This window comes from Ottowia sp., assembly GCF_035325765.1.
Taxonomy (GTDB): Bacteria; Pseudomonadota; Gammaproteobacteria; order Burkholderiales; family Burkholderiaceae_C; genus Ottowia.
This window is the reverse complement of record NZ_DAOKZG010000030.1, coordinates 11,835-32,580: the sequence shown is the minus strand read 5'-3', so window position 1 is coordinate 32,580 and position 20,746 is coordinate 11,835. Positions and strand designations below refer to the sequence as shown.

The window sequence follows — 20,746 nt, the reverse complement described above, 5'->3', positions numbered from 1 at the left end:
CGCTTCACGGCAACGTGAACCCGGGTGATTAGCTCAGCGGTAGAGCACTGCCTTCACACGGCAGGGGTCAGTGGTTCGATCCCACTATCACCCACCAGATCCGCAAACGCCCCTTGGCCGAGGCCCCGGGGCGTTTTTCATGGTCCATCGTGCGCGGCGCCGCGCACGTGGCACCACGCGCCCGCGCGCTGCACGAGCTGCGCGAGATAGGCTTCGAGCAGCTCTGCCGGGGCCTGGCCGAACATGCGGATGCGGCCGGTGTGGCCGAGCAGCAGCAAGCCGACGATGTGCGCAAACAGCGCCGTCACCTCGCGCAGCGCGACCGCCGGTGTTGCCCCCAGCCGTTCCAGCGCATCCTGCAGGGGACGCAAGGCGTCGTGCAGCCGGGCATTCAGGGCACGATCGAGCTCGGGCGTCAGGCCGCGTGGCTGCATGCCCTGGAACAGGTAGAAACCCAGGTCCAGGTCGCGCGGGTGGTCGCGATAGAAGTCGAAGAAGGCCCGTGCCGATGCCAGCAGTTCGTCGCGCGGCGTGGCGCCAGCCGGCCGCGCCGCCTCGACCCGCGCGTTCAGGCGTCCGAGCGACTCGGCGAGCAGGGCGCCGTACAGCGCCTCCTTGCTCGGGAAGTAGCTGTACAGGGCGCCCGCGGTGTAGCCGGCGCGCCGGGCGATCTCGCGAATGCTGGCCTTGTCCATGCCGAGCTCGAGGAAGGCGGCGCGCGCGGCCTCCAGCACGCGCTGGCGCCGCACCGCCACCAGTGCCTGCTGGCGCCGCTGGCGTGCCTCTGCCGGGTTCGCACGGTGGCCTGGTCGTTCCGTCCGCGGGGTGGGGCTCATGGAAGAAGTATAAACATTGACATAAAAATTGAACATTGTTCAAATAGTGTGTTTTCACCGAACCACAGGAGACCCGCATGAATGCGCCCGATGACATGGTCCCGCCGAGCCGGGCGACGCTGCGCTCGGGAGACGACTACCGCGAGTCGCTGCGCGGCTACCAGCCGCGGGTCTTCGTCGACGGCCGCCTGGTCGACAGCGTGGTCGACGAGCCGGCCCTTGCGCCGGGCGTGAATGCGCTGGCCTTCACCTACGACTACGCGCGCCGTCCCGAGCTCGCGCCGATCGCGCTGGCGACGCAGGCCAGTCGCAACCGGGTGGTGAATCGCATGCTGCACGTCAACGACGCGGCGGGCGACCTGCTCAACAAACTGGAGGCGGTGCGCGGTCTGTGCCAGGAGACCGGTTGCGCCCAGCGCTATCTGGCGCACGACGCGCTGAACGGCCTGGCCCAGGTCACGGCTCGCATCGACGATGCACGTGGCAGCACCGAGCACCGCGCCCGCTTCGCCGCCTACCTCGCACACGTGCAGGATGAAGATCTGTCGCTCGGCATCGCCATGACCGATGCCAAGGGCGACCGCAGCCGCAAGCCGCACCAGCAGGCCCATGCCGACGCCTACGTCCACGTGGTCGAGCGCAACGGCCGCGGCATCGTCATCAGCGGTGCCAAGGCCATCGTCACCGGCGGTCCCTACATGCACGAGCTGCTGGTCATGCCCAGCCGCAACATGGGGCCCGAGGACGCCGATTTCGCGGTCTGCTGCGCGGTGCGCGTGGACGAACCGGGCATCACCCTCGTCGCGCGCCCGGCGGGGCGCCCGGGCGAGAGGCTGGAGCATGGCGAGGCGCTGTTCTCGCGCAAGTACGGTCAGTCCACCGCGGTGGTGCTGTTCGACCGCGTCTTCGTGCCCTGGGAGCGCGTGTTCTACGCCGGCGACTGGGAGCACAGCCACGTGCTGACCTACAGCTACGCTACGCACCACCGCCACAGCTGCATCGGCGCGCGTGCCGGCTTCGGTGACCTGCTGATCGGCGCCGGCGCGCTGATGTGCGAGGCCAACGGCCTGGATCCGGATGCCAAGGCCAGCCTGCGCGAACCAATGGTGGAGCTGATCAAGATCGTCGAGGGCTTCTACGCCTGCGGCGTCGCCGCCAGCGTCTATGCGACGCGCGACGCGCACAGCGGCTCGTTCATGCCCGAGCCGGTGTTCGCCAACATCGGCAAGCTGATGCTGGCAACCCAGATCTACGACATGCACCGCCTTGCGCACGAGGTCTCGGGCGGGCTGATCGTGGCACTGCCGGGGCCGGACGAGGACCATAATCCGGCGACGGCCGCCAGCCTGGCCGAGGTGCTGCGCGCCAACCCCGACGTGCCCTATGACAAGCGCATCCAGGTGGCACGCTTCATGGAAGACCTGACCGCTTCCTACCAGGGCGGCTGGTATTCGGTCATCAGCCTGCACGGCGGCGGCTCGCCGGCGGCCATGAAGCAGGAGATCTGGCGCAACTACCCGGTGGGCAGCAAGGTCGAGCTGGTCGAGCGCCTGCTCGAGCGCGACGTGGTGCACGATCCCGGGCGCGGCATCACGCAGAATCGGCAGCCGGGCCGATGCTGCGACGCTGGTTGCGCGACACCCGGGCAGCCGATGATGGTGCCCATCGGGGTGCGGCGACACGGCGAATGAGGGTGGGAACGAATCCCTTGCGCCCGCCTTGATCGCCCGAACCCGGCCGCCTGACGTATGCAGATGCGCGGCGCGGCCCGAGCTGCAGCCGTGCCCGACGTCTTGATCGCTCCGGTTCTGGCGATCTTCTCGGGCCCGCGGAATCCGTGCACACCCTGCGAGCAGGTTCCGGTCGGCCCGGCCAGAACCGGCCGGGCGGCGGGGCACGGTAAGATTTGCCCGGCGCGCCGGGATGGGACGCATTCCGCGCTTTCCCCGGCGGTCGCCCAGCGTGCCGGTCGGCGCGCGGGCACGCAAGGGGGCTGTTCATGTTGCTGCAAGCCGAAGACTGTCAGCTGGTGCTGGTCGACTACCAGGCGCGGCTGATGCCCGCCATCCACGAGTCCGCGGCCGTGCTGGCCAATGCCCGCCGGCTGGCCGGGCTGGCGCGGCCGCTGGGCATTCCGGTCTGGGGCACCGAGCAGAGCCCGGACAAGCTGGGTGGCACCGAAGCGACGTTGGCGGCGCTGTGCGACCGCATCGTGCCGAAGACGGCGTTCAGCGCGGCCGCCGCGCTGCAGCCGCTGCTGGCCCCGCCGGCGCCGGCGCCGCGCGGCAACGCGCGCAGCCTGCCGCGCCATCTGCAACAGCCGGCGGCGGCACCGTCCCACCGCACCACCCTGGTGCTGGCCGGCTGCGAGACGCATGTCTGCCTGCTGCAGACGGCGCTTGGCCTGCTCGAGGCCGAATGGGACGTCTGGGTCGTGACCGACGCCTGCGGCTCGCGCACCGAGCGCAACCGCGATGCCGCCTACGACCGGCTGGCAGCGGCCGGCTGCGAGCTGGTGACCACCGAGATGGTGGGCTTCGAGTGGCTGCGCGATGCCGGCCATGCCCAGTTTCGCGCCTGGCAGAAGCTGATCCGCTGACCCACGGGTCTATGATGCGGGCGCGCGATGACTCAATGAAGACTGGAGGCAACTAATGAGCAGCGAGACGGCCGGGAATTACGCCAAGACGTTCGCGAGTGCACTGGCCGACCCTGCGGGGTTCTGGGGCCGGATCGCCGAGGGCATCGACTGGATCAGGCGTTGGGATCGGGTCATCGACGATTCGCGCCCGCCGTTCTACCGCTGGTTCCCCGGCGGGGAGCTGAACACCTGCTACAACTGCGTCGACCGCCACGTCGAACAGGGCCGCGCCGACCAGCTCGCGCTGATCTACGACAGCCCGCTGGCCGGAACGCAGCGCAAGTTCACCTACCGCGAGTTGCAGGACCTGACCGCGCGCTGCGCTGGCGCGCTGCGCGCCATGGGCGTGCAAAAGGGCGATACCGTGGTGATCTACATGCCGATGGTGGCCGAGGCGGCGATTGCCATGCTGGCCTGCGCGCGCATCGGCGCCGTGCATTCGGTGGTGTTCGGCGGCTTCGCGGCGCCGGAGCTCGCCAAGCGCGTGGCCGACGCCAAGCCGCGCGTCATGATCTCGGCCTCCTGTGGCCTGCTGCCGGGCCGCGCCGTGCCCTACAAGCCCTTGCTGGACGAAGCGCTGGAGATAGCCGGCGTGCCGCAGACACCGTGCCTGATCCTGCAGCGCGAACAGTTGCATGCCGAGCTGATCGCCGGGCGCGACGTCGACTGGCACGAAGCCATGGCGCGCGCCGAACCGGCTGCCTGCGTGCCGCTGGCGGCGACCGATCCGCTCTACGTGATCTACACCTCGGGCACCACCGGCAAGCCCAAGGGCGTGGTGCGTGACAACGGGGGCCATGCGGTGGCGCTGCGCTGGTCGATGGAGGCGGTCTACGGCACGCAGCCGGGCGACGTCTACTGGGCGGCCTCCGACGTCGGCTGGGTGGTGGGCCATTCCTACATCGTCTACGGCCCGCTGCTGCAGGGCTGCACCACCATCCTGTACGAAGGCAAGCCGGTCGGCACGCCCGACGCCGGCGCGTTCTGGCGCGTCTGCGCCGAGCATGGGGTGAACGTGCTGTTCACCGCGCCCACCGCGTTTCGCGCCATCAAGAAGGAAGATCCGAAGGGCGAGCTGGTCGCGAAGTACGACCTGTCGAAGTTCCGCATGCTGTATCTGGCAGGCGAGCGGGGCGATCCCGACACCATCGAATGGGCCGGCAGGGTGCTGGGCGTGCCGGTGATCGACAACTGGTGGCAGACCGAAACGGGCTGGCCGGCGATCGCCAACTGCATGGGCATCGAGCCGCTGCCGGTCAAGCCCGGCTCGGCCACCAAGCCGGTGCCGGGCTACGACATCCGGATCCTGGACGAGGAAGGGCGCGAGCAGCCCGCCGGCGAGATCGGCAGCCTGGTCATCAAGCTGCCGATGCCCCCGGGCACGCTCTACACGCTGTGGAACGACGAGGCCGGTTTCGAGAAGACCTACCTGTCGCGCTTCCCCGGCTACTACCTGTCCGGCGACGCCGGCTACATCGACGCCGACGGCTATGGCTGGGTGATGTCCCGGATCGACGACATCATCAACGTCTCGGGCCACCGGCTGTCGACCGGCCAGATGGAGGAGATCCTGGCGGCGCATCCGGACGTGGCCGAGGGCGCCGTGGTCGGCGTGAACGATGCCCTCAAGGGCCAGGTACCGCTGGGCCTGGTGGTGCTCAAGTCCGGCGTGACGCGCAGCGAGGCCGAGATCTGCGCCGAACTGGTGGCACGCGTGCGTGCCGAGCTCGGCGCCGTGGCCGACTTCAAGAGCGTGCAGGTGGTGCCGCGCCTGCCCAAGACGCGCTCGGGCAAGGTGCTGCGGGTCACCATCCGCACCATGGCCGACGGCGACCCGCTCAAGGTGCCGGCCACCATCGAGGACGATACCGTGCTGCCGGAGATCGCCGGCGCCCTCAAGAGCCTGGGCTATCCGCACGCCGGCGGCTGACGGCCGGGCGCGGCGCCCCCGGCGGGCGGCGCGGTGGCACAATGGCGGCTGAGCGAAACGCCCGGCCCTTCCCTGCCAGTCGCGTCCGCCAACCGGTTCAGCCGTGACGCGGAAGGTTCACTACCAGCTTGAGCGCCCTGCAGGGGTGCGAGAGGTTTGCGCAGCATGAGTGACTCCCAGTCGATCTACCAGACCTACGAAGGCAACAGCTACCTGTTCGGCGGCAATGCCCCGTATGTCGAGGAGATGTACGAAAGCTACCTGGTCAATCCGGGCAGCGTGCCCGATTCCTGGCGCGAGTATTTCGATGCCTTGCAGCACGTGCCGGCCGCCGACGGGAGCAATGCGCGCGACGTGCCGCACCTGCCGGTGGTCAACGCCTTTGCCGAACGCGCGCGACAGGGTGGCGTGCGCGTGGTCCAGGCCTCGGGCGCCGATTCCGAGCTCGGGCGCAAGCGCACCGCGGTGCAGCAGCTCATTGCCGCCTACCGCAACGTCGGCGCACGCTGGGCCGACCTCGACCCGCTCAAGCGCGCGGAACGACCGAAGATCCCCGAGCTCGAGGCGTCCTTCTACGGCTTCTCCGACGCCGACATGGAGACGGTGTTCAACACCAGCAACACCTTCTTCGGCAAGGAGAGCATGCCGCTGCGCGAGCTGCTCAACGCGCTGCACGAGACCTACTGCGGCACCATCGGCGCCGAGTTCATGTACGCCACCGACCAGGTGCAGAAGCGCTGGTGGCAGGAGCGCCTGGAGCGCGTGCGCGCGAATCCACAGCTTGATGCCGAGCGCAAGAAGGGCGTGCTCGAGCGCCTCACCGCGGCCGAGGGCCTGGAGCGCTTCCTGCACACCAAGTACGTGGGCCAGAAGCGCTTCTCGCTGGAAGGCGGCGAGAGCTTCATCGTCGCCATGGACGAGCTCATCCGGCAGGCCGGCACCGCCGGCGTGCAGGAGATCGTCATCGGCATGGCGCACCGCGGGCGCCTGAACGTGCTGGTCAACACGCTGGGCAAGATGCCCTCGATGCTGTTCGCCGAGTTCGAGCACACCGCGCCCGAGGACCTGCCTTCGGGCGACGTCAAGTACCACCTGGGCTTCAGCTCGGACGTCAGCACGCCCGGCGGCCCGGTGCACCTGACGCTGGCCTTCAACCCCTCGCACCTGGAGATCGTCAACCCGGTGATCGAGGGCAGCGTGCGGGCGCGCCTGGACCGTCGCGGCGACCACGAGGGCGACACCGTGCTGCCGGTGCTGGTGCACGGCGATGCCTCGTTTGCCGGCCAGGGCGTGGTGATGGAGACGCTGGCGCTGGCGCAGACGCGTGGCTACTACACCGGCGGCACGGTGCACATCGTCATCAACAACCAGATCGGCTTCACCACCAGCGACCCGCGCGACACGCGCTCGACGCTGTACTGCACCGATGTCGTGAAGATGATCGAGGCGCCGGTGCTGCACGTCAACGGCGACGACCCGGAGGCGGTGGTGCTGTGCATGCAGCTGGCGCTGGAGTACCGCCAGCAGTTCAAGCAGGACGTGGTGGTCGACATCATCTGCTTCCGCAAGCTCGGCCACAACGAGCAGGACACGCCGATGCTCACGCAGCCGCTGATGTACCGCAAGATCGCCCAGCACCCCGGCACGCGCAAGCTGTACGGCGACAAGCTGGTCACGCAGGGCGTGCTGCCGGCCGAAGCGCCGGACCAGATGGTGGCGGCCTACCGCGCCGCGATGGATGCCGGGCGCCTGACGGTGGACCCGGTGCTCACCAATTTCAAGAGCAAGTACGCGGTCGACTGGTCGCCCTACCTGGCCAGCAAGTGGACGGACAACGCCGACACGGCGATCCCGCTGGCCGAGTGGAAGCGCCTGGCCGAACGCATCACCGTGGTGCCCGAAGGCTTCACGGTGCACAACCTGGTGAAGCACGTGCTCGACCATCGCGCCGCCATGGCGCGCGGCGAGATGAACGTCGACTGGGGCATGGGCGAGCACATGGCCTTTGCCTCGCTGGTGGCCAGCGGCTACCCGGTGCGGCTGTCCGGCGAGGACTGCGGGCGCGGCACCTTCGGCCACCGCCATGCGGTGCTGCATGACCAGAAGCGCGAGAAGTGGGACGAGGGCGTCTACATCCCGCTGCAGAACGTGACCGAGGGCCAGGCCCCGTTCACCGTGATCGACTCCATCCTGTCCGAGGAGGCGGTGCTCGGCTTCGAGTACGGCTATGCCTCGAACGACCCGAACACCCTGGTGATCTGGGAGGCGCAGTTCGGCGATTTCGCCAACGGCGCCCAGGTGCTGATCGACCAGTTCATCGCCTCGGGAGAGGTCAAGTGGGGGCGCCTGAACGGCCTGGCGCTGATGCTGCCGCACGGCTACGAGGGCCAGGGCCCCGAGCACTCGTCGGCGCGCCTGGAGCGTTTCATGCAGTTGGCGGCCGATACCAACATGCAGATCGTGCAGCCGACCACCGCGAGCCAGATCTTCCACGTGCTGCGCCGCCAGATGGTGCGGCCGCTGCGCAAGCCGCTGGTGATCCTGACGCCCAAGAGCCTGCTGCGTGCCAAGCAGGCCACCTCGCCGGTGACCGAGTTCACCAGCGGCGGCTTCCAGACCGTGATCGGCGACCAGGGTGGGCTCAAGGCCGACAAGGTCAAGCGCGTGATTGCCTGCTCGGGCAAGGTCTACTACGACCTGGTGGCGCGGCGCGAGGAAAAGGGCAGCCAGGACGTGGCCATCATCCGCGTCGAGCAGCTCTATCCCTTCCCGCACAAGGCCTTCGGCGCCGAGCTCAAGAAGTACCCGGGTGCCACCGAGATCGTGTGGTGCCAGGACGAGCCGCAGAACCAGGGCGCCTGGTTCTTCGTGCAGCACTATGTCCACGAGAACATGCTGGCGGGCCAGAAGCTCGGCTACGCGGGGCGCGCCGCCTCGGCCTCGCCGGCGGTGGGCTACGCGCACCTGCACCAGGAACAGCAGAAGGCGCTGGTGGATGCCGCCTTCGCGCGCCTGAAGGGCTTCGTGCTGAACAAGTGATCCATCCGGGCGGTCGGGGTGTCCGGCCGCGCCGACCCGAACACAACCAGGAAACTCCAAACATGGCGATCGTCGAAGTCAAGGTCCCGCAGCTGTCCGAATCCGTGGCCGAGGCCACCCTGCTGCAATGGAAGAAGAAGGCCGGTGAGGCTGTCCAGATCGATGAGATCCTGATCGAGGTCGAGACCGACAAGGTGGTGCTGGAAGTCCCGGCGCCCGCTGCCGGTGTGCTCACCGAGATCGTGGAACCCGACGGCGCCACCGTCGTGGCCGACCAGCTCCTGGCGCGCATCGACACCGCGGCCGTGGCCGGCGCTGCGGCACCGGCCTCCGCTGCGGCTCCGGCGGCCGCTCCGACCCCGGCCCCGGCCCCGGTCGCAGCTCCGGCCGCAGGCAGCAAGGCCGGCGTGGCCATGCCGGCTGCCGCCAAGCTGATGGCCGATCAGGGACTGGCGCCGGGCTCGGTGCCCGGCACCGGCAGGGACGGCCGCGTGACCAAGGGCGATGTGCTCGCGGCGGCGCAGGCAGGCGCCCGGCCGGCCCAGATCCCGACCGGCGTGCCCACCACCGGCCTGCCCCAGGTCGCTGCGCCGGCGGCGCCCCGGCTGGGCGACCGGCCCGAGCAACGCGTGCCCATGACCCGCCTGCGCGCCCGCGTGGCCGAACGCCTGCTGCAGTCGCAGGCGACCAACGCCATCCTCACCACGTTCAACGAAGTGAACATGCAGCCGGTGATGGACATGCGCAAGCGCTTCCAGGAGAAATTCGAGAAGGAGCACGGCGTGCGCCTGGGCTTCATGAGCTTCTTCGTGAAGGCGGCGGTGCACGCGCTCAAGAAGTTCCCGGCCGTGAACGCCAGCATCGACGGCAACGACATCGTCTACCACGGCTACTTCGACATCGGCATCGCCGTCAGCAGCCCGCGCGGCTTGGTGGTGCCGATCCTGCGTGATGCCGACCAGATGAGCTTCGCCGACGTCGAGAAGAAGATCGCCGACTTCGGCGCACGCGCGCGCGATGGCAAGCTGACGCTGGAAGACCTCACGGGCGGCACCTTCTCGATCAGCAACGGCGGCGTGTTCGGATCGATGCTGTCGACGCCGATCATCAATCCGCCGCAGTCGGCCATCCTCGGCGTGCACGCGACCAAGGAGCGTGCCGTGGTCGAGAACGGCCAGGTCGTGGTGCGACCGATGAACTACCTGGCGCTCAGCTACGACCACCGCCTGATCGACGGCCGCGAGGCCGTGCTCAGCCTGGTGGCGATGAAGGACGCGCTGGAGGATCCGGCCCGCCTGCTGTTCGACATCTGATCGACTTGCCCAGCTGCCACGGCCGCCATGTCGCTTGCCGACGACCTGACCCGGCTCGACGAGCTGCGCCGCAATGGCGCGCTCAGTCAGGTCGAGTTCGAGCGGGCCAAGGCGCGGCTGCTGGAGCCGGGCGAACCGGCGGTGCCGCCGGCGGCGCTGTCGGCCGTGAACCGGCTGCGTCGCAGCCGCGACGACCGCTGGATCGCCGGCGTGTGTGGCGGCCTGGCGCAGGCCACCGGGCTGGACAGCTGGGCCTGGCGCCTGGCCTTCGCCCTGCTGCTGCTGCTGGGTGGTACCGGCCTCGTGGTCTACCTGCTGCTGTGGATCTTCGTGCCGCCGCAGTGACGCTGCGCCGGCTTGTCTGACCTGAACCCTGTCCCATGTCCAAGAACTTCGACCTCATCGTCATCGGCGCCGGCCCCGGCGGCTACATCGCGGCCATTCGCGCGGCGCAACTCGGCTTCAACGTCGCCTGCATCGACGAGTGGCAGAACGGCCAGGGCGGGCCGGCCCTGGGCGGCACCTGCACCAACGTCGGCTGCATCCCGTCCAAGGCCCTGTTGCAAAGCTCGGAGAACTATGAGCAGGCGGGCCGGCACTTCGGCGAGCACGGCATCCGGGTCGGCAGCCTGAAGATCGACGTGCCGACCATGATCGGCCGCAAGGACGCCGTGGTCAAGCAGAACAACGACGGCATCCTCTACCTGTTCAAGAAGAACAAGGTGAGCTTCTTCCACGGCCGCGGCTCGTTCGTGCGGGCGGTCGACGGCGGCTATGAAGTCCGGGTTGCCGGCAAGGACGAGGAACTGCTGACGGGCCGGCAGGTCGTGGTCGCCACCGGCTCCAGTCCACGCGCATTGCCGGGCGCGCCGTTCGACGAGGAGAAGATTCTCAGCAACACCGGCGCGTTGGCGATGCAGGCCGTGCCCAGGCGTCTCGGCCTGATCGGCTCGGGCGTGATCGGCCTGGAGATGGGCAGCGTGTGGCGCCGACTGGGCGCCGAGGTGACGGTGCTCGAAGCCCTGCCGACCTTCCTCGGCGCGGTCGATGCGCAGATCGCCAACGCGGCGAAGAAGGCCTTCGACAAGCAGGGCCTGAAGGTCGAACTCGGCGTCAAGGTGGGCGAGGTCAAGGTCGGCAAGAAGGGCGTGAGCGTCGCCTGGACCGACGCCAAGGGCGGCGCCCAGAAGCTCGAGGTCGACCAGCTGATCGTCTCCATCGGCCGTGTGCCCAACACCGAGGGCCTGAATGCCGAAGCCGTCGGCCTGAAGCTGGGCGAACGCGGCGACGTGATCGTCGATGACGAGTGCCGCACCAATCTGCCCGGCGTCTGGGCCGTGGGCGACGTGGTGCGTGGCCCGATGCTGGCGCACAAGGCCGAGGAGGAGGGCGTGGCGGTGGCCGAGCGCATCGCCGGCCAGCATGGGCACGTGGACTTCAACCTGGTGCCGTGGGTGATCTACACCAGCCCGGAGATCGCCTGGGTGGGCCAGACCGAGCAACAGCTCAAGGCAGCAGGCGTGGCGTACAAGGCCGGCACCTTTCCGTTCTCGGCCAACGGCCGCGCGCGCGCCCTGGGCGACACCACCGGCCTGGTCAAGTTCCTGGCCGACGCCACGACCGACGAGATCCTGGGCGTGCACATCGTCGGCCCGCTGGCCAGCGAGCTGATCGCCGAGGCCTGCGTGGCCATGGCCTTCCGCGCCAGCAGCGAGGACATCGCGCGCATCTGCCATGCCCATCCGTCGCTGGGCGAGAGCATGAAGGAGGCGGCGCTGGCGGTGGACAAGCGCACCCTCAACTTCTGATGCCGGCGCCCGCGCGTGCGGGCGGCTGGCCCACGAGTATCAGACGGCATACGGCAGGGCGGATGAGCAGCGTGCGCGAGGCCTACGAGGCCGAATTGAAGGCGCGTGGCTACCAGAGCGACCCGGCGCAGCTGCGCGCGGTGGACGCCCTGGAGCGCTGCGCCCGCGAATGGGCAGCCTACAAGAGCCGGCGCTCGAATTCGCTCAAGAAGCTGTTCAACCACCCGGACATCCCGCGCGGCGTCTACATGCATGGCGGTGTCGGGCGCGGCAAGAGCTTCCTGATGGATTGTTTCTATCAGGCCGTGCCGCTCAAGCGCAAGACGCGCCTGCACTTCCACGAATTCATGCGCGAGGTACAGCGCGAGCTGACGGGTCTGCAGGGCACGGTGAACCCCCTCGACGAGCTGGGCCGGCGCATGGGCAAGCGCTTCAAGCTGATCTGCTTCGACGAGTTCCACGTGGCCGACATCACGGACGCGATGATCCTGTACCGGCTGCTGCTGGCGCTGTTCGACAATGGCGTCGGCTTCGTCACCACCAGCAACTTCCGGCCGGACGACCTGTATCCCGACGGCCTGCACCGCGACCGCATCCTGCCGGCCATCGCCCTGCTGAACGAGCGCATGGAAGTGATCGACGTCGACAACGGCGTGGACTATCGCCAGCGCACCCTCGAGCAGGCGCGCATCTACCACACCCCACTCGGGGCCGAGGCCGACGCGGCGATGGCGGCGACCTTCGACCAGCTCGCCACGCGCGCCGACGACGATCCGGTGCTGCATATCGAGGCGCGCGAGATCCGCGCGCGCCGGCGCGCGGGCGGCGTCGTCTGGTTCGACTTCCGCACCCTGTGCGGCGGACCGCGCTCGCAGAACGACTACCTGGAGATCGCCAGCCGCTTCCACACCGTGCTGCTGTCGGACGTGCCGCACATGCCGGTGCGCATGGCCTCGGAGGCGCGGCGTTTCACCTGGCTGGTGGACGTGCTCTACGACCGCCACGTCAAGCTCATTCTCTCGGCCGCCGTGCCGCCGGAGCAGCTCTACACCGAAGGTCCGCTGTTGCACGAGTTTCCGCGCACCGTGAGCCGCCTGCACGAGATGCAGTCGACCGAGTACCTGAGCCTGCCGCACCGCACGGTGGACACGCACCTCACATGAGACCCGCCGTTGCCGCGTTTGCCGTGCTCCTGCTGATGGCGGGCTGCGCCCAGCCGGTTGCGGCGCCCGAGACGTCGGTGGCGGCCCTGGCGCCTCCCGCCGGCCTGGCCGAGGCGGATTTCGACGCCTGGCTGAAGGGTGAACGCACCCGGCTTGCGCAGCAGCGCGAGTCCGCGCGCCAGCGCCATGCCGCGGATGAGCTGGCCTGCTGGCGCCGCTTTGCCGTGAACGACTGCCTGCGCGAAGCGCGGCTGCGCCAGCGTGATGTGCTGGCGGCAGTGCAGCGCGACGAACTGGCACTCAACGCGCTAGAGCGCGAGCGGCGGACTGCGGCACGCCTGCGCGCGATCGAGGAAAAGAATCGCTGAGCTGGCTCCCTCGGGCTCAGTTCAGCGGCACCAGGGTCGAGCGCCGTTGCGGCTTGGTTTCCACCGGCGGTTCGACCTTGACGATTACCAGCGACAGGTTGTCGCCGCCGCCGCCGGCACGCTCGCGCGCCTTCTCCACCAGCAACTCGCTCGCCTCGCGCGGCGACAGCGCTTGTACGACCGAGCCCAGTTCCTCGATCGAGAAGTAATGCCACAGGCCGTCGGAGCAGGACAGCAATGTGTCGCCGATCTGCAGGCTGGCGATGTGCTGGCTGGTGAAGTTGGGTTCCGGCTCGGTGCCCAGGCACGAGGTGAGCACGTTCGATTGCGGATGGTCGTTCGCCTCCTCCTCGGTGAGCTGGCCCTGGGCCACCAGTTGCTGCACGTAGGAATGATCGGTGGTGCGACGCACCAGCTGGGCGCCGCGGAACTGGTGGATGCGCGAGTCGCCGGCGTGCAGCCAGAAGCACTCGCCGCCCGGGTTGACCAGGAACAGCGCGATCGTGCTGTGCGGCTCCTGCTCGGCCGCGATCGCCGTCAGCTTGATCACCAGGTGGGCTTCCTGGGCGATCTGGCGCAGCAGGGCGGCACCGTCGTCGGCGTCGGGGTCGTAGCGCTCGAACAGCTGGCGCGCGGTCAGCAGCACCTGGTCCGCCGCCTTGCGTCCCCCGGTCCGTCCGCCCATGCCGTCGGCGATCACCCCCAGCACGCAACCGGACGCGCGCGCGTGCGTGAGCAGGGCGACCTGGTCCTGCTGGTAGTCGCGGTCGCCCTTGTGCAGGCCGGTGGCGGCGCTGAGTCGATATCCCTTGTCCATGTGTGTGTCCGGTCGGGTGATGCGGGTTGGCGCCGTATTATCGGCTGCACCCGGGGCCGTGGCACCCTCGAACGCACCTGAAACCGTGAACTACCCCTGCATTGCGACGCATTCCGAGCGAGGGTGCCGGCTGCCTGACAGGAATCCGCATGGCGGATGACGTGTCGCTGCAGCACGCCGTGCGTGCCGTGTTCGATCCGCAGGGACCACTGGCGCGCGCGATCGAGGGCTTTCGCGTGCGCGCCGGCCAGACCGGGATGGCGCTGGCCGTGGCGCGCACGGTCACGCAGGGCGGCGAGCTGGTGGTGGAGGCCGCCACTGGCGTCGGCAAGACCTTCGCCTACCTGGTGCCGGCCCTGCTCTCGGGCGAGCGCGTGCTGCTGTCGACCGCCACCAAGGCCCTGCAGGACCAGCTCCATGGCCGCGACCTGCCGCGCCTGGTCGAGGTGCTGGGCGTGCCGGCGCGCACCGCCCTGCTCAAGGGCCGCTCCAGCTACCTGTGCCTGCACCGCCTGGAGCAGGCCGGCCAGGCGGCGCTCACGGTGACGCAGCGGCGCACGCTTGGCCGGATCGAGCGCTGGGCGCGCAGCACGCGCACCGGCGACCTGGCAGAACTGCCCGACCTCGACGAGCGCTCGCCGGTGATTCCGCTGGTCACCAGCACGCGCGAGAACTGCCTCGGCGCGGACTGCCCCCAATTTCGCGCCTGCCACGTCAACCTGGCGCGGCGCCAGGCCATGGCGGCCGACGTGGTGGTGATCAACCATCACCTGTTCTTCGCCGATCTCGCGATCCGCGAATCCGGCATGGCCGAACTGCTGCCGACGGTGCGCGTGGTGGTGTTCGACGAGGCGCACCAGCTCAACGAGACCGGCATCCAGTTCCTCGGCCGGCAACTGGGCACGGGCCAGCTGTTCGACCTGGCACGCGACCTGCTCGCGGCCGGGCTGCAGCAGGCACGGGGCCTGGCCGACTGGAGTGCCCTGGCGGGCGAGCTCGAGCAGGCGGCGCGCGAATTGCGCCTGGTGGCGGCCGGCGAGCGCCGCAGCGCGCGCCTGCGCTGGCGTGGCAGCGCACCCGATGGCGTGGACGCAACGGCGTGGCTGGACGCGTTGGCACGCACGCGCGCGAGCCTGGAGCGGGCGGGGCGGGCGCTCGAGCCACTGGTTGACGCGGGGCCCGATTTCGCGCGCCTGCACCAGCGCACGCTCGAACTGGGGGAGCGCACCGAAGGCTTTGGGCAAGCCTGTTCGGCGGATTCGGTGCGCTGGGTCGACGTGGGCAGCGCGCTGCGCCTGTTCGAGTCACCGCTGGACATCGGCGAGACAGTGCGCACGCGCCTGCTGGCGGCGCCTGCCGAAGCCGAGGGCGCAGCAGTGGCGGGGCGCGCCTGGATCTTTGTCTCGGCCACCCTGGGCGCAGACGAGCAGCTGCGCTGGTTCACCGAGCCCTGCGGCCTGCAGGGCGCCGAGGTCTTGCGGATCGGCAGCCCGTTCGACTACGCGCGCCAGGCCGCGCTCTACGTCCCGACCCACCTCGTGCGCCCATCCGATCCCCCGCACAGCGCGCAGGTCGCGCGACTCGCGGGCGACGCGGCGGCGCGCCTGGGGGGGCGCACCCTGGTGCTGACCACCACCCTGCGCGCCCTGCGCGCGGTGGGCGAGGCGCTGGCGCAGCGCTTTGGCGCGGGCGGGGCGATCGAGGTGCTGCAACAGGGCCAGTGGCCCAAGCGCGTGCTGATGGAGCGCTTTCGCGGCGCCGGCACGCAGGGACGGCCGGGGTGCGTGCTGGTGGCCTCCGCCTCGTTCTGGGAAGGCGTGGACCTGCCGGGCGATGCGCTGCAGCTGGTGGTGATCGACAAGCTGCCGTTTCCGCCGCCCGACGATCCACTGGTCGAGGCGCGCTGCCGCCGGCTCGAGGAGCAGGGCCGCAGCGCCTTTGCCGATTACTCGGTGCCGGCTGCCGCGGTGGCGCTCAAGCAGGGTGCGGGTCGGCTGATCCGCACCGAGACCGACCGCGGCGCGCTGGTGGTGTGCGACGTGCGACTGGCGACCATGGCCTACGGGCGCCGCCTGCTCGCCGTGCTGCCGCCCATGCACCGACTCGCCAGCGCCGCCGAGTTCGAGGCCTGGCTGGACGCGCTGCCCCGGGGCGTGGCCGCAGCCGCATGAAGCGACGCGGCTCCGGTGGCCGCGGCGCAGACCTCAAGCGATCACCTGTGGCCTGGGCCTTGCTGGCCACTTCGTGCGTCCCCCTTGAGGGCAGGAGCGCGGCGGCTCAGGGAGCGTGTCATCTCGGCCGTTCCACCGTGCTTTGCGCCGCCCGCGACGCATGAAACCCGGAAGATCCGAAGGCCGCGAAGCCGGCCTGCCGGGGCGCCCGTGACCGGGGTTTCCCTGGCCACAGGGTGCGTCCCCCCTGGGGGGAAGGAGCGCAGCGACACAGGGGGTTCCAGTTCAAGCGTCGATGGAAACCATGGCCGCGGGATAGACGGCGTGCACCGTCTCGCGGATCAGGCGCAACACCATGTTCTGGGTCAGGGTGGTGACGCGGCTGCTGGCGGTGGCCAGGAACAGGCGGCTGTGGATGTCGGGCTGCACGATGGGTCGCACCTGGAAGCGCTGCGGGTGCGACGAAGTCAGCACCGCCTGGTGCGTCAGGACTGCGCAGCCGGCGCCGTCGGCGACCAGGTCGAGGATGGCCGGGACTCCATCGATCTCGAGTGCCACGAGGGGCTTGCAGCCGATCTGGGCCATCTGGCTTTCCAGCAGCATGCGCACCGTGTGCGGGCGATTGGGGATGACCAGCGGGATTTCGGCCAGGGCGCGCAGGGCCAAGGGTTCGCTCTCGAACGCGCCGTCGCGCCGGCCCACCAGATAGAGCTGTTCGCTGGTGAGCGGCTCCAGCATCACGTCGGGCGAGGGGTTCGGGTTGTAGAGCAGGGCGATATCCAGGCGCCCGGCAAGCAGCCATTCCTGCATCGCAAACGACAGCCCCTCGGCGATCGACAGTGCCGCTTGCGGAAGTTGCTGGCGGAACCGACGTGTGAGCGGTACGGTCAGCATGCGCGCGGCGCTCGGTGGCATGCCGAGCACCACACGGCCAGCCAGGGCGCCTTCCACGCGCGCCATGTCCTCGCGTGCACGCTCGACCTGGTGCAGGATGCCGCGGCAATGCTCAAGCAGCAACTGTCCGGCTTCGGTCGTCGTGACGCCGCGCCCGTTGCGCTTCAGCAGGTTCTGACGCAGCTCCACCTCGAGCAGGCGTACCTGGCGGCTGAGCGCCGGCTGCGCGATATCCAGTGCCAGCGCCGCGCGGGTGAAGCTGCCGAGTTCGGCGACGCGCAGGAAGTATTCGAGCTGGCGCAGTTCCATCTGAGGGTTTACCCTTGATTTTGCATTTCTAGGTAGGGGTTATATCAAATCGATATAACAGCTAGTCGGCCTTGGCCCTAGTCGCAGCGCCAGCGGAATTTCATAATCAAACCCAGTCCTCGGTGACTTGCCAGTGCGGCCTGCATGCCACAGCGCCCTGGGCAGCGCGCCAAGGCGATTGCCGGTATGCCGCCCGCGGTGTGCCGGGAACCGGAACGAACAAGATGCCCCGCTGTCGCCGCCTTTGCGGCGGGGCGCGCAAGGAGATGCAAGCATGTCCAGGCCACCCCTGATCATCGACTGCCACGGCCACTACACGACGGCGCCCCAGGCATTGGCCGACTGGCGCCAGCGCCAGATCGCCGGCATCCAGGACCCGGCGCAAATGCCCCAGGCCTCCGAGCTGAAGATCAGCGACGACGCCATCCGCGAGAGCATCGAGAGCAACCAGCTGCGCCTGATGAAGGAACGCGGCGCCGATCTCACGCTGTTCAGCCCGCGCGCCAGCTTCATGGCGCACCACATCGGCGACTTCCAGGTTTCCAGCACCTGGGCGGCGCTGTGCAACGAGATGTGCCATCGCGTGGCCCAGCTCTTTCCCGAGCACTTCATGGGCGTGGCCATGCTGCCGCAGTCGCCTGGAGTCGACCCGGCCAGCTGCATTCCGGAACTGGAAAAGTGCATCCGGGAATACGGCTTCGTCGGCATCAACCTGAATCCGGATCCGTCGGGCGGCCACTGGACCAGTCCGCCGCTGACCGACCGTCACTGGTATCCGATCTACGAGAAGATGGTCGAGTGGGACATCCCGGCCATGATCCACGTCAGCACCTCGTGCAATGCGTGCTTCCATACCACGGGGGCGCACTACATCAACGCCGACACCACGGCCGTGATGCAGCTGATCCAGGGCGACCTGTTTCGTGACTTCCCCGAGCTGCGCTTCATCATTCCGCACGGGGGCGGCGCCGCGCCCTACCACTGGGGCCGCTACCGGGGCCTGGCGCAGGAGCTGAAGAAGCCGCTGCTGCAGGACCACCTGCTGAAGAACATCTTCTTCGACACCTGCGTCTACCACCAGCCCGGCATCGACCTGCTGACCAGGGTGATCCCGGTCGACAACATCCTGTTCGCGAGCGAGATGATCGGCGCCGTGCGCGGCATCGACCCGGAGACGGGGCACTACTACGACGACACGAAGCGCTACGTGCAGGCCACCGCCAACCTCGGCGAAGCGGACCGCTTCAAGGTCTACGAAGGCAATGCGCGACGCGTGTTTCCGCGCCTGGATGCGGCGCTCAAGGCAAGGGGGAACTGAGCCATGTATGAACTCGGAGTGGTCTATCGCAACATCCAGCGCGCCGACGCGGCCAGCGCGGACGCACTGGCGCACTTCGGCAGCGCCACCGTGCACGAGGCCATGGGCCGCGTCGGGCTGCTCAAGCCTTACATGCGACCGATCTACCCCGGCGCCCAGGTCAGCGGCACGGCCGTCACCGTGCTGCTGCAGCCGGGCGACAACTGGATGATGCACGTCGCGGCCGAGCAGATCCGCCCCGGCGACATCGTGGTGGCCACCGTCACCGCCGAATGCACCGACGGCTATTTCGGCGACCTGCTGGCCACCAGCTTCAAGGCACGCGGCGCGCGTGCCCTCATCATCGACGCCGGCGTACGCGACGTGCGCACGCTGCACGAGATGGGCTTCCCGGTCTGGAGCAAGGCCATCAGCGCCAAGGGCACGATCAAGGCCACGCTGGGCTCGGTCAACATCCCGATCGTCTGCGCCGGCATGCTGGTGACGCCCGGCGACGTGATCGTGGCCGACGACGACGGCGTGGTCTGCGTGCCCGCCGCGCGCGCCGCCGCCACGCTGGAGGCCGCGCGCAAGCGCGAGGACAACGAGAGCGGCAAGCGCGAGATCTTCGCCGGCGGTACCCTGGGGCTGGACTACTACAAGATGCGCGAGGGGTTGGCCAAGGCCGGCCTGCGCTACGTCGATTGAACGCTGAATGAACAGCCGGACGCGAAGGACGCGAGAGTGACGCGAAGAACGCGAAAGAAACCCATCGGATTGATGTCTCTTTCGCGTCCTTCGCGCTCTTCGCGTCCGGTAATTCGGATCCCTATCATGAGCAAATCCACAAGCGGCGATTTCACCAAGACGGCGGGCTGGCTCGACTGGTTCGAGGGACCCAGCCAGCCGCGCTTCAAGCTGCCGCCCGGCAGCGTCGACGCGCACTGCCACGTGTTCGGCCCGGGCGCCGAGTTTCCCTATGCGCCCGAGCGCAAGTACACGCCTTGCGACGCCTCCAAGGCCCAGCTCTTCGCCCTGCGCGACCACCTGGGCTTTGCGCGCAACGTGATCGTGCAGGCCACCTGCCACGGCGCCGACAACCGCGCCCTGGTCGATGCGCTGCAATCGTCGGGTGGCAAGGCACGCGGCGTGGCCACGGTCAGGCGCAGCGTCACCGACGACGAACTGCAGCGCCTGCACGCGGCCGGCGTGCGCGGCGTGCGCTTCAACTTCGTCAAGCGCCTGGTGGACTTCACGCCCAAGGACGAACTGATGGAGATCGCCGGGCGCATCGCCCGGCTCGGCTGGCACGTGGTGATCTACTTCGAAGCGGTGGACCTGCCCGAGCTGTGGGACTTCTTCACCGCGCTACCGACCACGGTGGTGGTGGATCACATGGGCCGGCCGGACGTGAGCAAGCCGGTCGACGGCCCCGAGTTCGCGCTGTTCATCAAGTTCATGCGCGAGCACGCCAACGTCTGGAGCAAGGTGAGCTGTCCCGAGCGCCTGTCGATTTCCGGCCCGCCGGCACTGGATGGCGAGCAGGCAGCCTACCGCGACGTCGTGCCCTTCGCACGCCGCATTGTCGAGACTTTCCCCGACCGCGTGCTGTGGGGCACCGACTGGCCCCACCCCAACCTGAAGAACCACATGCCCGACGACGGCCTGCTGGTGGACTTCATCCCGCACATCGCGCCCACGGCCGAGCTGCAACGCAAGCTGCTGGTCGACAACCCCATGCGCCTGTACTGGCCCGAGGAGAAATGAGCATGTCCCTCAACAAACCCTATCTCGACGTCCCCGGCACCACGATCTTCGATGCCGACCAGAGCCGCAAGGGCTACTGGCTCAACCAGTTCTGCATGAGCCTGATGAAGGCCGACAACCGCGCGCGCTTCAAGGCGGACGAGGACGCCTACCTCTCCGAGTGGCCGATGACCGACGAGCAGAAGGCGGCGGTGCGCGCGCGCGACCTGAACTGGATGATGAAGACCGGCGGCAACATCTACTTCCTCTCCAAGCTCGGCGCCACCGACGGCCTGTCGTTCCAGCAGATGGCCGGCAGCATGACCGGCATGACCGAGCAGCAGTATCGCGCCATGATGATGGCCGGTGGCCGCAGTGCCGAGGGCAATCGGGTGGTGGGCGAGGGCGGCGACG

At 69.0% G+C, this 20,746-nt stretch carries 16 protein-coding genes, 1 tRNA gene and 1 pseudogene; 15 read left to right on the top strand and 3 right to left on the bottom strand.

Annotated features, from left to right (window positions below):
* Positions 1-22 precede the first annotated feature (22 nt).
* Positions 23-97, top strand: a tRNA-Val gene (locus PKA16_RS10655).
* A 40-nt stretch (positions 98-137) separates the two neighbouring features.
* Here the strand turns inward: PKA16_RS10655 and PKA16_RS10650 are convergent.
* Positions 138-836, bottom strand: a complete 699-nt coding sequence (locus PKA16_RS10650) for a TetR/AcrR family transcriptional regulator (RefSeq protein WP_324403084.1) — start codon at positions 834-836, stop codon at positions 138-140.
* A 77-nt stretch (positions 837-913) separates the two neighbouring features.
* Between PKA16_RS10650 and PKA16_RS10645 the strand changes: the two genes are divergently transcribed.
* From PKA16_RS10645 to PKA16_RS10605, 9 genes are all read left to right on the top strand, one after another.
* Entirely contained in the window at positions 914-2,527 is a 1,614-nt protein-coding gene (locus PKA16_RS10645) for a 4-hydroxyphenylacetate 3-hydroxylase N-terminal domain-containing protein (protein ID WP_324403082.1), read from the top strand.
* Positions 2,528-2,835: 308 nt separating this feature from the next.
* Positions 2,836-3,435: an isochorismatase family protein gene (locus PKA16_RS10640; protein WP_324403079.1), complete on the top strand. Its 600-nt coding sequence runs from the start codon at positions 2,836-2,838 to the stop codon at positions 3,433-3,435.
* Between the two features lie 55 nt (positions 3,436-3,490).
* Positions 3,491-5,407 (top strand): propionyl-CoA synthetase, encoded by a 1,917-nt coding sequence (locus PKA16_RS10635; RefSeq protein WP_324403077.1) that lies wholly within the window; start codon positions 3,491-3,493, stop codon positions 5,405-5,407.
* Between the two features lie 165 nt (positions 5,408-5,572).
* The gene (locus PKA16_RS10630; RefSeq protein WP_324403075.1) at positions 5,573-8,446 is read left to right on the top strand and encodes a 2-oxoglutarate dehydrogenase E1 component; all 2,874 of its coding nucleotides are present in this window, start codon (positions 5,573-5,575) and stop codon (positions 8,444-8,446) included.
* A 62-nt stretch (positions 8,447-8,508) separates the two neighbouring features.
* Complete coding sequence (gene odhB / locus PKA16_RS10625) at positions 8,509-9,759, top strand: 2-oxoglutarate dehydrogenase complex dihydrolipoyllysine-residue succinyltransferase (RefSeq protein ID WP_324403073.1); 1,251 nt, start codon at positions 8,509-8,511, stop codon at positions 9,757-9,759.
* Between the two features lie 27 nt (positions 9,760-9,786).
* A complete protein-coding gene (locus PKA16_RS10620; protein WP_324403072.1) occupies positions 9,787-10,104 on the top strand; it encodes a PspC domain-containing protein in 318 nt (105 codons plus the stop codon).
* A gap of 35 nt (positions 10,105-10,139) precedes the next feature.
* Entirely contained in the window at positions 10,140-11,567 is a 1,428-nt protein-coding gene (gene lpdA, locus PKA16_RS10615; RefSeq protein WP_324403070.1) for a dihydrolipoyl dehydrogenase, read from the top strand.
* A 62-nt stretch (positions 11,568-11,629) separates the two neighbouring features.
* Positions 11,630-12,730: a cell division protein ZapE gene (gene zapE / locus PKA16_RS10610; RefSeq protein WP_324403068.1), complete on the top strand. Its 1,101-nt coding sequence runs from the start codon at positions 11,630-11,632 to the stop codon at positions 12,728-12,730.
* Positions 12,727-13,098: a hypothetical protein gene (locus PKA16_RS10605; RefSeq protein WP_324403066.1), complete on the top strand. Its 372-nt coding sequence runs from the start codon at positions 12,727-12,729 to the stop codon at positions 13,096-13,098. The genes zapE and PKA16_RS10605 overlap by 4 nt, the downstream gene beginning before the upstream one ends.
* Before the next feature lie 16 nt (positions 13,099-13,114).
* On the opposite strand, the gene PKA16_RS10600 is transcribed toward PKA16_RS10605, so the two are convergent.
* Positions 13,115-13,915 carry a protein phosphatase 2C domain-containing protein gene (locus tag PKA16_RS10600; protein WP_324403064.1) on the bottom strand — a complete coding sequence of 267 codons (801 nt, stop codon included), beginning with the start codon at positions 13,913-13,915 and terminating at the stop codon, positions 13,115-13,117.
* A 149-nt stretch (positions 13,916-14,064) separates the two neighbouring features.
* On the opposite strand from PKA16_RS10600, the gene PKA16_RS10595 reads away from it, so the two are divergent.
* Positions 14,065-16,086, top strand: coding sequence for an ATP-dependent DNA helicase (locus PKA16_RS10595; protein WP_324403062.1), 2,022 nt, complete (start codon positions 14,065-14,067; stop codon positions 16,084-16,086).
* 285 nt (positions 16,087-16,371) lie between these two features.
* Here the strand turns inward: PKA16_RS10595 and PKA16_RS10590 are convergent, their stop codons facing one another.
* Positions 16,372-17,289 carry a LysR family transcriptional regulator gene (locus PKA16_RS10590; protein ID WP_324403061.1) on the bottom strand — a complete coding sequence of 306 codons (918 nt, stop codon included), beginning with the start codon at positions 17,287-17,289 and terminating at the stop codon, positions 16,372-16,374.
* Between the two features lie 289 nt (positions 17,290-17,578).
* Between PKA16_RS10590 and PKA16_RS10585 the strand changes: the two genes are divergently transcribed.
* From PKA16_RS10585 to ligA, 4 genes and pseudogenes are all read left to right on the top strand, one after another.
* Positions 17,579-18,607, top strand: a complete 1,029-nt coding sequence (locus PKA16_RS10585) for an amidohydrolase family protein (RefSeq protein ID WP_324403105.1) — start codon at positions 17,579-17,581, stop codon at positions 18,605-18,607.
* A 3-nt stretch (positions 18,608-18,610) separates the two neighbouring features.
* Positions 18,611-19,294, top strand: a complete 684-nt coding sequence (ligK, locus tag PKA16_RS10580; RefSeq protein ID WP_324403059.1) for a 4-carboxy-4-hydroxy-2-oxoadipate aldolase/oxaloacetate decarboxylase — start codon at positions 18,611-18,613, stop codon at positions 19,292-19,294.
* 126 nt (positions 19,295-19,420) lie between these two features.
* Positions 19,421-20,353, top strand: coding sequence for an amidohydrolase family protein (locus PKA16_RS10575; RefSeq protein ID WP_324403057.1), 933 nt, complete (start codon positions 19,421-19,423; stop codon positions 20,351-20,353).
* Positions 20,350-20,724, top strand: a pseudogene (ligA, locus tag PKA16_RS10570) (protocatechuate 4,5-dioxygenase subunit alpha); the annotation flags it as partial. The gene PKA16_RS10575 and the pseudogene ligA, both read left to right, overlap by 4 nt.
* Between the last annotated feature and the right edge of the window lie 22 nt (positions 20,725-20,746).

Bases quoted from the DNA above. Each gene is read 5' to 3' on its own strand.
- PKA16_RS10650 (WP_324403084.1), bottom strand. From the start codon at position 836: ATGAGCCCCACCCCGCGGACGGAACGACCAGGCCACCGTGCGAACCCG.
- PKA16_RS10645 (WP_324403082.1), top strand. From the start codon at position 914: ATGAATGCGCCCGATGACATGGTCCCGCCGAGCCGGGCGACGCTGCGC.
- PKA16_RS10640 (WP_324403079.1), top strand. From the start codon at position 2,836: ATGTTGCTGCAAGCCGAAGACTGTCAGCTGGTGCTGGTCGACTACCAG.
- PKA16_RS10635 (WP_324403077.1), top strand. From the start codon at position 3,491: ATGAGCAGCGAGACGGCCGGGAATTACGCCAAGACGTTCGCGAGTGCA.
- PKA16_RS10630 (WP_324403075.1), top strand. From the start codon at position 5,573: ATGAGTGACTCCCAGTCGATCTACCAGACCTACGAAGGCAACAGCTAC.
- odhB (WP_324403073.1), top strand. From the start codon at position 8,509: ATGGCGATCGTCGAAGTCAAGGTCCCGCAGCTGTCCGAATCCGTGGCC.
- PKA16_RS10620 (WP_324403072.1), top strand. From the start codon at position 9,787: ATGTCGCTTGCCGACGACCTGACCCGGCTCGACGAGCTGCGCCGCAAT.
- lpdA (WP_324403070.1), top strand. From the start codon at position 10,140: ATGTCCAAGAACTTCGACCTCATCGTCATCGGCGCCGGCCCCGGCGGC.
- zapE (WP_324403068.1), top strand. From the start codon at position 11,630: ATGAGCAGCGTGCGCGAGGCCTACGAGGCCGAATTGAAGGCGCGTGGC.
- PKA16_RS10605 (WP_324403066.1), top strand. From the start codon at position 12,727: ATGAGACCCGCCGTTGCCGCGTTTGCCGTGCTCCTGCTGATGGCGGGC.
- PKA16_RS10600 (WP_324403064.1), bottom strand. From the start codon at position 13,915: ATGGACAAGGGATATCGACTCAGCGCCGCCACCGGCCTGCACAAGGGC.
- PKA16_RS10595 (WP_324403062.1), top strand. From the start codon at position 14,065: ATGGCGGATGACGTGTCGCTGCAGCACGCCGTGCGTGCCGTGTTCGAT.
- PKA16_RS10590 (WP_324403061.1), bottom strand. From the start codon at position 17,289: ATGGAACTGCGCCAGCTCGAATACTTCCTGCGCGTCGCCGAACTCGGC.
- ligK (WP_324403059.1), top strand. From the start codon at position 18,611: ATGTATGAACTCGGAGTGGTCTATCGCAACATCCAGCGCGCCGACGCG.
- PKA16_RS10575 (WP_324403057.1), top strand. From the start codon at position 19,421: ATGAGCAAATCCACAAGCGGCGATTTCACCAAGACGGCGGGCTGGCTC.